The 10,104-nt window shown below is 70.3% G+C and carries 9 protein-coding genes; 6 read left to right on the top strand and 3 right to left on the bottom strand.

Annotation, left to right across the window (positions count from 1 at the left end; genetic code table 11):
* The 3 genes from ACWIE7_RS09010 to ACWIE7_RS09000 form a co-directional block, all read left to right on the top strand.
* A partial coding sequence (locus ACWIE7_RS09010) for a lipase family protein (RefSeq protein WP_454069066.1) occupies window positions 1–882 on the top strand: 882 nt, incomplete at its 5' end.
* Window positions 883–1,197: 315 nt separating this feature from the next.
* A complete protein-coding gene (locus ACWIE7_RS09005; protein WP_454058006.1) occupies window positions 1,198–2,067 on the top strand; it encodes an alpha/beta fold hydrolase in 870 nt (289 codons plus the stop codon).
* 158 nt (window positions 2,068–2,225) lie between these two features.
* A complete protein-coding gene (locus ACWIE7_RS09000) occupies window positions 2,226–3,179 on the top strand; it encodes a hypothetical protein (protein ID WP_454069065.1) in 954 nt (317 codons plus the stop codon).
* Between the two features lie 55 nt (window positions 3,180–3,234).
* Here ACWIE7_RS09000 and ACWIE7_RS08995 read toward each other — a convergent pair whose 3' ends face one another.
* Both ACWIE7_RS08995 and ACWIE7_RS08990 read right to left on the bottom strand, forming a co-directional pair.
* The gene (locus ACWIE7_RS08995; protein ID WP_295648928.1) at window positions 3,235–3,960 is read right to left on the bottom strand and encodes a class I SAM-dependent methyltransferase; all 726 of its coding nucleotides are present in this window, start codon (window positions 3,958–3,960) and stop codon (window positions 3,235–3,237) included.
* A gap of 348 nt (window positions 3,961–4,308) precedes the next feature.
* Window positions 4,309–4,743 (bottom strand): nuclear transport factor 2 family protein, encoded by a 435-nt coding sequence (locus tag ACWIE7_RS08990; protein ID WP_230929704.1) that lies wholly within the window; start codon window positions 4,741–4,743, stop codon window positions 4,309–4,311.
* Between the two features lie 24 nt (window positions 4,744–4,767).
* Here ACWIE7_RS08990 and ACWIE7_RS08985 point away from each other — a divergent pair, with 24 nt between their 5' ends.
* Genes ACWIE7_RS08985 through ACWIE7_RS08975 form a run of 3 tightly spaced genes read left to right on the top strand, consistent with a single transcriptional unit; the run spans window position 4,768 to window position 6,583 of the window.
* Window positions 4,768–5,298, top strand: coding sequence for a nuclear transport factor 2 family protein (locus tag ACWIE7_RS08985; RefSeq protein WP_454069064.1), 531 nt, complete (start codon window positions 4,768–4,770; stop codon window positions 5,296–5,298).
* The gene (locus ACWIE7_RS08980) at window positions 5,295–6,191 is read left to right on the top strand and encodes an SDR family NAD(P)-dependent oxidoreductase (protein ID WP_454069063.1); all 897 of its coding nucleotides are present in this window, start codon (window positions 5,295–5,297) and stop codon (window positions 6,189–6,191) included. Before ACWIE7_RS08985 ends, ACWIE7_RS08980 begins: the two co-directional genes overlap by 4 nt.
* A 2-nt stretch (window positions 6,192–6,193) precedes the next feature.
* On the top strand, window positions 6,194–6,583 hold the full coding sequence (locus ACWIE7_RS08975; RefSeq protein ID WP_452098267.1) for a hypothetical protein: 390 nt from the start codon (window positions 6,194–6,196) through the stop codon (window positions 6,581–6,583).
* A gap of 215 nt (window positions 6,584–6,798) precedes the next feature.
* Here ACWIE7_RS08975 and ACWIE7_RS08970 read toward each other — a convergent pair whose 3' ends face one another.
* Window positions 6,799–9,819, bottom strand: coding sequence for a leucine--tRNA ligase (locus tag ACWIE7_RS08970; protein WP_454069062.1), 3,021 nt, complete (start codon window positions 9,817–9,819; stop codon window positions 6,799–6,801).
* Between the last annotated feature and the right edge of the window lie 285 nt (window positions 9,820–10,104).

The following is a 10,104-nucleotide window of genomic DNA, read 5'->3' as shown; positions in this document are numbered from 1 at the left end:
TGGCCCGTCGTGGCGTGGGCGCACGGCACCACCGGCCTCGGTGACGACTGCGCGCCCTCCACCCAGCCGCGCTCCGACCGCGACGCCGAGTACCTCGGGCACTGGCTCGACCAGGGCTACGCCGTGGTGGCTTCCGACTACGTGGGCCTGGGCACGCCGGGCCTGCTCAGTTACCTCAACGGGCCGGCCACCGGGCAGGCGATCGTCGACTCCGTGATCGCCGCGCGAAGCTCCGACCTCCCGCTCTCGCCGACGTGGGCACTGGTCGGGCAGTCGCAGGGCGCCGGCGCCGCGCTCAACACCGCGGTGCGCGCGACAGAGCTCGGCGCACCCGCCGGCCTGGACTACCGCGGCGTCGTGGCCACCGGCGCGCCGGCCAACATCGAGCACATCTTCCAGTGGGGTGGGCCCGGGTTCCCGCCGGTCAACCTACCGACCGGGCTCAACCTGTACGCCTTCTACATCCTCGCCGGGTTCCGCGACCAACACCCCGAGCTGGACATCAACTCGCTACTCACCCCGGCGGGCCGAGACATGGTCGATGCCGCCGAGACCCTCTGCTACGCCGCGATGCGCGAGAAGGTGGGCGTTTTCCAGGTCTCGCAGGCGCTGAGCCGGCCACTGCAGGACATCCCCGACGTGTTCGGCAAGCTGCAGCGCTACATGGGCACCCCGGCCGTCGGCTATGACCGGCCCGTGTTCCTCGGCCAGGGTCTGCTCGATCTCGACGTCCCGGCGCCCTCGGCCCTGTCGCTCGCAGCCGAGATGACGCTGAACCACCAGCCGCTCGAACTGCGCGTCTACCCCGACCAGGACCACAGCGGCACCGTCTACGCCGCGACGCCCGACGCCACCGCGTTCCTCGCGCGCGTCATGGGCTGACCTTCCCCGTCATCCGGGAGATGAACAGCAGCGGCGCGGTCCGAAACAGACGTCCAATTGGGCCCGGACGCACCGCTGCGGGTAGACGCACGGCTGACATGTCACGGGTGTGAGGCGAATCATAATTGTTACGTACTTGTCACCTGAGGATTTTCTAGTAATGTCCACGACATCGCCGCGCGGGGATGTTTCAGGGACTCCCCGCGCGGCTGACTTCATTTCGGAACCTTTTCTCAGGTCCGGTCCAGCCCCGGGTCGCCGTCCGGCTCAGGACATCCGGCAGTCGCCTAGAACGTGTTCTAGTACCCTGGGCGTATGAGCGCCCTCGACTTCGAGTCCACCAGCAAGACCATCACCGCCGGCCGCTTCGAGCTGCACTACCACGAGGCGGGCGAGAACAGCGTCGCCGAGCCCGAGAGCTCGGTGCCCGTCCTGTTCCTCCACGGGTCCGGCCCCGGCGTCACCGCCTGGTCGAACTTCGCCGGCAACTTCCCGGTCTTCGCCGAGCGTTTCCACACCATCCTGCTGGACATGCCAGGCTTCGGGAAGAGCGGCGACCTGGAGTGGGAGAAGGCGTACCCGAAGATCGCGGCAGAGGCCGTCGACGCGTTCTGCGAGGCCAAGGGCATCGAGAAGGTCGACATCGTGGGCAACTCGATGGGCGGCAACGTCGCCTGCGAGGCCGCGCTCGCCTACCCGGACCGCGTCCGCAAAATGGCGCTCATGGGGCCCGGCGGACTCGCCGCGCCGCTGTTCACCCCGGAGCCCAGCGAGGGCTCGCGTCGTCTATTCGAGTTCCTCGCCGAGCCGACCGACGAGAAGATGGCCGCTTGGGTCGACACGATGGTCGGCAACAAGAAGGTCGTCTCCGACGAACTCATCCGCGCCCGTACCGAGGCCGCCACCGCACCCGGCGCCGTGGAGCGCATGTACTCGATCTTCGGCTCGATCCTCAAGCCCGAGAACGCCTACACCCCGCTGTACGCGCGCGCCTCGCAGATCCGCCAGGAGACCCTGCTCATCTGGGGCCGCGATGACCGCATGCTCCCCTACGAGCAGGCCCATTTCGCATTCCGCCAGCTGCCCAAGGCCGAGCTGCACTCCTTCTCCCGCTGTGGCCACTGGGCCATGATCGAGCAGAAGGACAAGTTCGAGCGTCTGGTGATCGACTTCTTCACGCACTGAGCCGGCGTTACGCGGGCGTACCGCCACGCCCTCTCCCGGGATCCACTACTCCCTGTCCTTATCCGCTACGCGCACGCGGCCAGCTGATCGAGACAGGGAGTAGCGGATTGATCGTCGGGCGCCGGGGCCGCCGGACGGCGAGCGGTTAGCCTGGGGCGATGAGCGACTCGCAGCAGCCCGGCCAGCCCGAGCAGCCTCGTCACCCCGATCAGCCCGGAACCGCCCAGCCGGGGTCCGATCAACCCGCCGCGGACCAGCCCGCCGACGCGGGGTCGTCGATCGATCCGCAGACCGGCGAGGACCTCTCCTGGAAGCAGACCCCGTTGGCGCTGGTCCTGCTCGACCGCCCGGCGCCCGACCACCGCGAGGTGGGTGAGTTGCTCGCGGAGATCTTCGAGGGCGCCTACGAGGTCGAGACCGGCACCGACGACGACCCGGCCACCGCGGTCTACGTTGAGGACGCCACCGTGATCGTCTCCACGGTCGATTCGCCCGTCCCCGACGGCGAGGCCTCCCGCTACACCGCCGACCTGGCGATGTGGAACGGGCAGGAGGCCGTGGTGGACACGCACCGTTCGCAGGTCGTGGTGGCGGCGTTCCGGTGGGGACCGCCGGGCGACGACGACGAGCCCACCGCTCCCGAATACATGGACCCCCGCCTGGAGACGCTTCGCTGTGAGTTGGCGGTCGCGAACGTCGCCGCAGCACTGACCGCGCTGCCGGGCTCGGTGGCCGTGACCGTGGGCGGCGCGGCGACGACCCTGCCCGCCGGCCCCTACCGCGAGCTCGTGACCGCGAACCCCGTCCCCGCCCCGGCGCTGGTCGGGATCCGCGCGGGGATGCAGTCCGAGTCCACGTCGTGCGCGTACACCACGGGCCTGGGCAGGTTCGGGCGGATGGATCTCGAACGGCTGGACGTGACCGCTCCGCCCGCCGCGGTCTACGGTCAGATGTGCGACATCGTGGCGTTCGCGCTGGCCAGCGGCACGATCTTCCTACCCGGTCAGGCGCTCGAGGTGGGCGGACCCGAGCCGCTGGTCGCCGAGGCCGCGGTCTCGCCGTTCACGGGCCAGGAGGCGCTGCGGCTATGGCCCGGCGCGCCGACCGAATAAGACGGTCGAGCAGGCCGGCCCGCGCGAGCCCGCGGGTTGAAACCCGCCAAGGCTCCTACGGGCGGCAATTCCCGGTGCGCTCCACCACCAACTGAGTGGTGGCGGCCAGCTGGAAGGGCCGCACGACGGGCTCGATCCGGCTTGTCAGTCGCTCCTTCTTGAGCTTGGCGATCACGCTGCGCACCAGCTCGGGCAACGGGTTGCCGGCGTGGTCGACCAACGGATAGATCCGGACCTCCGGGGCCACACGCGCCATCTCGACGATCGCCGCCACGTGGTCGGCCGTGTCGAGTCTGTCCGCGTAGGTGAACAGCAGATGCGAGCAGAGCACCAGGTCGGCGGAGTCATCGGCCAGCGGCAGCCCTGGGAGCGCGCCGGCGATGTAGCGCTCGGGGGCGACAGCCATGTGGTCGAGCATCTGCTCGGCGGCCCTGCGCCGGATCTCCTCGTGGCCCGCCAACCCGCCGCGGACGTCCCAGTCGTACTGGACCTCCCGGCGCTGCAGGTGCGACACCGCACGGTCCACGTCCTCATGGATCCGGGCGCGCAGTTCGTCCGCCCCGCGCGCGTACTGCGGGTCCACCGCGACCGCGTCGCCGCCGGCCGCGCAGATCTCCGCCACCGCGCTGGCGGCGCCGCCGGGGCAGTCCACGATCCGTCGCCGCAGATCGGCCTCGTCCAAGCCGAACATGTCCACGTACTCGCCCAGCGAACGGGCGCTGACGAGGACGTCCGCGTCGCGAAGCGTCGGCGGGTGGATGGTACGGGGACTTGCGGTCACCTGAGATCTCTCCTGGAGTTGGGCGGCCCGACTGTTGTCGTGGCCACAGGTCGCGACGAGATGGACCCGGGTTCCGGCGCGGGCCGGCCCTCCTGGAGTGAATGCGCGGCCCACCCGTCCCCCGGCGGGCCCGTCGCAGTGCTCGTTGCTACGCCGAGGCGCAGCGGGCGGCGCGGGTCCACACGGGCTCGCGTCGCCAACACATCAGTACGTTTTTCGGCACGGAACAACCGTAGCAGTGACCTACGACACCGGCCACCTGAAGTTCACGGCGCTGACGCGACCGGGGGCGCCTGTCAGGGCCGCCGCTCAACTCCGCGGCATTGTGGTGCCACACAGCGCCGCCGCTCAGGGCAGGTTGTGGTGGTACGCCTGCTCCTGCGTCAGTGAGGCGATGCGCCAGCCCCCGGCCGTGCGGACGAAGCCCAGCACGTACCAGAGGCCGTAGAAGAACACCTTCTGGTCCTTCTCCGTGGTGGGCTTCAGCGCCATGGGGTTGAAACACATGCAGCGGCCGGAGGCGGAGTCCCCGTCCAGCTCCACGGCCAGGTTGCCCATGAGATGCTGCGTCGCGGCGAAGATCGGCAGCATCTCGGCCAGCCAGGCGCGGATCGCCGGGTAGGCGTCGTCGGGCCCGCCAGACGCCACGAAGCTCACCCGCGCGTCCGGCGTGAACACGCGGTCCAGCCCGTCGAAGTCACGCGAATCGATGCAGGTCGCGTAGCGGGTCATGAGGTCCTGCAGGTCCCAGCGGTCGGATAGCTCGACCAGTGTTCGGCTCATGCGCCCTACGCTAACGTGGCCTGCATGGACTACGAGGTGGAAGCCCGCGCCCGCGCGGCGATCGAGCAGCTCAAGCATCGCTACTGGCGGGCCTGTGACGGCAAGGATCCCGAGGGCTTCCGCGAGTGCTTCGTGGCCTCCGGCGGCGTGCTGGACTTCGGCCCCCTCGGACGGACCGACCCGGACACCATGGTGGGGGTCTTCCAGAAGATCGCCCTGGCCACCGCCGCCGACGGCGGCCCACGGATCCTCGACATGCACCACGGTTTCATGCCCTCCATCGATGTAGAGGTCCCCGCGGGCGGCGGCCAGCCGACCCGCGCCACCGGCACCTGGACGCTGCAGTTCCGTCAGGTCGACCGGGACAAGGGTACCGAGACCCTGTCGACCGGTGAGTACTCGGACGTCTACGTGGTCGAGGGCGGCCGCTGGGTCATGGCCGAGTGTCTGTTCACGCCGGGCTGGTCCGTCACACGCGAACTCACCGGGGCCACCGTGACCTACCCCGAGGTCGACACGGTCCCGGGAGCCGCCACCGCCGGAGCCGACTCGTGACCGCCCGGGTCGCGCTGGTCACCGGCGGCAGCCGCGGCGTCGGCAAGGGCGTGGCCACCGCGCTCGCCGCCGCCGGCTGGACCGTCTACGTCACCGGGCGCTCCGCCGAGCGCCTGCAGCCGACCGTCGACACCGCCTCAGGCGCCCCCGGCGAGATCCGGGCCCTGGAATGCGACCACGGGCGGGACGAGGAGATCGTCGTCGTCGTCGAGAAGATCGTCGCCGACACCGGCCGCCTGGACCTCCTGGTCAACAACGTCTGGACCAATCCCAAGGGCTTCATGGGGTTCGACGGGAAGTTCTGGGAGCGGCCCACCGACGACTGGGACGCGCTCATGGGCATCGGCCTGCGCGCCCACTACGTCGCCTCCTGCGAGGCCGCCAAGGTGATGGTTCCGCGGGGCTCGGGCCTGATCGTCAACATCTCCTCGTTCGGCTCGCGCGCGCCGTTCCACACCGTCCTCTACGGCATGAGCAAGACCGCCCTGGACAAGATGGCGTCCGACATGGCGCACGATCTGGCCGGTACGGGAGTCTCCACGCTCTCGCTGTGGCTCGGCCTCATCCGCACAGAGCTCATCCTGTCGCTGGGGATGGACGACTTCAACGGCTTCCCGCTCGACCGCGCGGAGGACCCGACGTTCGTCGGTCGCGTCATCGCCGCCCTCGCCGAGGACCCCGAGCTCGCGTCGATGAGCGGGGCCACGGTCGTCACCGCCGAGTACGGGCGCAAGCACGGGATCAGGAACGACGACGACGCCGTGCCCCTCTCCCACCGGGGAGCCTTCGGCGGCGGCCCGCTGTTCCCGCCGGTCACCGACGAGCAGTTGGGTCTCGAGACCGTCGACGAGGTCGCCGCGGCGGGCGGCCACAACGGGTTCGCCGGAGAGTAGCCATGGGCGCCAAGGAATTCGACGAGGTGGAGGATCCGCTCGAACGGCTGGAGCGGAACGAGCGGCAGGGCACCCTGGCCTTCCGCTTCTTTTTGGTGTCGACGGTCGTGGTGGTGGCGGTGGCGGCGCTGGTCATCACGCTCGTCGGCGGGATCCAGGACGAGTGCGGCGGCGCCGACGGGCTGTGTCTGACGGCGGGCCGCATCGAGGTGGTTGTGATCCCCACGCTGCTGTCGCTGCTGCTGTCGGTGTTCTCGGCGTGGAAGACCTACCAGACGTGGTCGCGGCACATCCGCTGGCGGCCGTGGCTGTTCGCGACCTACGCCATGTGGATGCTCACGACCGCGTGCCTGCTGCTCACCTCGTCGGTGGCGTTCGTCGAGATCGGCTGACGGGCGCCTCGCCAGCGTATCCGGCCCCAGTTGCGCTGCCGCTGTGCTCTGCGCTGGCGAAATGGTCCGATCTCCCAGCGCAACCTGCCTTCTGGCGTGCACTCGGCCAGCGCAAGACAGAGAGGCAGCGTATCCGCCGTTGGATGCGCTGCCTCTCTGCCCGGCGGGCGCCGGCCAGCGCCGGCCCGCGTGAGCGTAGGCCCGCGTTGTCGAGATCAGGGGACGATGTTGACCATCTTCCCGGGCACCACGATGACCTTCTTCGGCGCCGCGCCACCGAGGTTCTCCTGCACCTTCGCGTCGGCCAGCGCGGCGGACTCGACGTCGGCCGGCGAGGCGTCCGCGGGGACGGTGATGCGCGAGCGCACCTTGCCCTTGATCTGCACCGGGTACTCCACCGAGTCCTCGACCAGGTAGAACTCGTCGTGCTCGGGGAAGGGGCCGTGCGCCAGGGAACCGGTGTGGCCGAGCCGCGACCAGAGTTCCTCGGCCAGGTGCGGGGCGACGGGCGCGGCCATCAGCACGAGCGGCTCCACCACGGAGCGCGGAGCGCCCGGGCCGGCGGTCGGGTAGGCCTTGGTGAGGGTATTGACGTACTCGATGAGCTTGGCGATCGCGGTGTTGTCGCGGAGCCCGGCGTAGTCGTCGCGGACCCCGGCGATGGTCTTGTGCAGGGCTTTGAGCACGTCCTCGGTCGGCTCGGCGCCGGTGACGCGGGCCTGCCCGGTGCTCTCCTCGATCGCCACCCGCCACAGCCGCTGCAGGAATCGGTGTGCGCCCACCACGTCCTTGGTGGCCCAGGGGCGGGAGGTGTCGAGCGGGCCCATGGACATCTCGTAGACGCGCAGGGTGTCGGCGCCGTAGGTGTCGCAGATCTCGTCCGGGGAGACGGCGTTCTTGAGGGACTTGCCCATCTTGCCGTACTCCTGGAACACCTCGGGGGCGTCGGGCGAGGCGTCGAGATAGAACTTCCCGTCCCGCTCCACCACATCGGCGGCCGGAACGTAGACGCCGCGGGCGTCGGTGTAGGCGAAGGCCTGGATGTAGCCCTGGTTGAACAGGCGGCGATAGGGCTCCTCGCTGGTCACGTGGCCCAGATCGAAGAGCACCTTGTGCCAGAAGCGCGAGTAGAGCAGGTGCAGCACGGCGTGCTCGACTCCACCGACGTAGAGGTCCACGCCACCGGGGTCCTCGGAGCCGTGGATCTCGGGACGCGGCCCGGTCCAGTAGCGCTCGTTCTCCAGCGAGCACAGCTCCTCGGAGTTGGTGGGGTCGATGTAGCGCAGCTGGTACCAGCTGGAGCCGGCCCAGTTGGGCATGACGTTGGCGTCGCGGGTGTAGGTCTGCAGCCCATCCCCCAGGTCCAGCTCGACGGTCATCCAGTCGGTGGCCTTGGCCAACGGCGGGGACGGCACCGAGTCGGCGTCATCCGGGTCGAAGGAGACGGGCTGGTAGTCCTCGACCTCGGGCAGCTCGACGGGCAACAGCTCGTCGGGCAGGGCGTGGGGGACGCCGTCGGAGTCATAGACCACCGGGAACGGCTCGCCCCAGTAGCGCTGACGCGCGAACAGCCAGTCGCGGAGCTTGTACTGGACGGTGCCCTCGCCGGTCCCCTCGCCCTCGAGCCAGGCGATGGTGGCGGCCTTGGCCTCGTCGACGCCCAGCCCGTCGAGCGCCAGACCCTCGTCGTTGGTGGAGTTCACGGCCACGCCGTCACCGGAGTACGCCTCGGCCTGCACGTCGATCCGGGAGCCGTCGGCCGGCGCGACGACCTGAACGATCGGCAGTCCGAACGCGGCGGCGAACTCGTGGTCGCGCGCGTCGTGCCCGGGCACGGCCATGATCGCGCCGGTGCCGTAGCCCATGAGGACGTAGTCGGCCACGAACACCGGGACCTGCTCGCCGTTGACCGGGTTGACGGCGTAGGCGCCGGTGAACACGCCGGTCTTGTCCTTGTTCTCCTGACGCTCCAGGTCGGACTTGCGAGCGGCCTGGCGGCGGTACTCCCGCACGGCCTCAACCGGCGAGGAGTGCCCGCCGGTCCAGCGCGGATCGAGCTCGGCGGCTGCACCCGCTCCTGTGGCACTGTCCGCTCCCGCGGCACCGTGGGCGCCGGACGGCGCCTCGGGCCAGAATGGCCCGGCCAGCTCGTCGACCAGGGGGTGCTCGGGCGAGAGCACCATGTAGGTCGCGCCGAACAGCGTGTCGGGGCGGGTGGTGAACACCTCGATGGACTGGTCGGCCACGGCGAAGCGGACGCGGGCGCCCTGCGAGCGGCCGATCCAGTTGCGCTGCATGGACTTGACCTTGTCGGTCCAGTCGAGCCGGTCCAGGTCATCGACCAGCCGGTCGGCGTAGGCGGTGATCCGCATCATCCACTGCGAGAGGTTCTTGCGGAAGACGGGAAAGTTGCCGCGCTCGGATCGGCCCTCGGCGGTGACCTCCTCGTTGGCCAGCACGGTGCCCAGCCCCGGGCACCAGTTGACCATCGAATCGGACAGGTAGACGAGCCGGTGGGCGTCGAGGACCTTCTCCTGCTCGGCCGCGCTCAGGTCACCCCATGCGCGGTCGGCGAACTCGGCGGGCAGCGGGCGGGAGCCGGAGACGAACTGCTCGCGCAGCTCGGCGATGGGGCGGGCGCGGCCGGTGCGCTCGGGATGCTCGCCGCCGTCGGTGGTGCGGGCCGGCGCCTCGGGGTCGTACCAGGAGCCGTGGATCTGCAGGAAAATCCACTGGGTCCAGCGGTAGAAGTCGGTGTCGGTGGTGGCGAACACCCGGCGGCGGTCATGACCCAGTCCGAGGCGGCCGAGCTGGCGCTCCATGTTGGCGATGTTGGCCTCGGTGGTCACGCGCGGGTGCTGGCCGGTTTGCACGGCGTACTGCTCGGCGGGCAGGCCGAAGGCGTCATAGCCGAGCGTGTGCAGCACGTTGGTACCGAGCATGCGGTTGTAGCGCGCGAACACGTCGGTCGCGATGTACCCCAGCGGGTGGCCGACGTGCAGGCCCGCGCCCGAGGGGTACGGGAACATGTCCTGGACGAACAGCTTGTCCTCCGGCAGTGCGGAGCCGTCGGTCGCGGCGAGCGGACCGACGGGATTGGGCGCCTCGAAGGTGCCACGCTGCGCCCATTCGGCCTGCCAGCGCGACTCGATCTCGCCGGCGAGTGCCGCTCCGTAGCGGTGGGTCGGTCCGGTCTCGGACTGATCGCCGGTGACGGTCTGGTCGCTGCTGCTCACGTTGTCTGCTCTCCCTGGTCTCGCCGGTGCCCACACGCAGGCCGTGTCCAGCCTAAACCCTGGGCCGGGCCGGGCCACGTCAGCGTGGGGCGACGGGACTGCGGGGGCGTGAGGACCGGCGGGGCATGAGGCACCGGGCAGCCAGCAACCGCCGCGGCAGCCGGCGCCCGTACCCCTGCCGGGTCAGGCCCTGGCGGCGCGGCGGCCGGCGATCAGCGCGTCGAGGCTGAAGCGGCCGGGGCCGACCAGGCCGAACACTGCCGTGGCGAGGCCGATCACGGCGAC

It is taken from the genome of Dietzia sp. NPDC055343 (genome assembly GCF_053645265.1).
The sequence above is the reverse complement of the archived record's forward strand: the minus strand, read 5'-3'. Positions and strand labels throughout refer to the sequence as shown.

Excerpts from the sequence above, each read along its gene's own strand:
- ACWIE7_RS09005 (WP_454058006.1), top strand. The coding sequence starts at position 1,198 with ATGAGCGCCCTCGACTTCGAGTCCACCAGCAAGACCATCACCGCCGGC.
- ACWIE7_RS09000 (WP_454069065.1), top strand. The coding sequence starts at position 2,226 with ATGAGCGACTCGCAGCAGCCCGGCCAGCCCGAGCAGCCTCGTCACCCC.
- ACWIE7_RS08990 (WP_230929704.1), bottom strand. The coding sequence starts at position 4,743 with ATGAGCCGAACACTGGTCGAGCTATCCGACCGCTGGGACCTGCAGGAC.
- ACWIE7_RS08985 (WP_454069064.1), top strand. The coding sequence starts at position 4,768 with ATGGACTACGAGGTGGAAGCCCGCGCCCGCGCGGCGATCGAGCAGCTC.
- ACWIE7_RS08975 (WP_452098267.1), top strand. The coding sequence starts at position 6,194 with ATGGGCGCCAAGGAATTCGACGAGGTGGAGGATCCGCTCGAACGGCTG.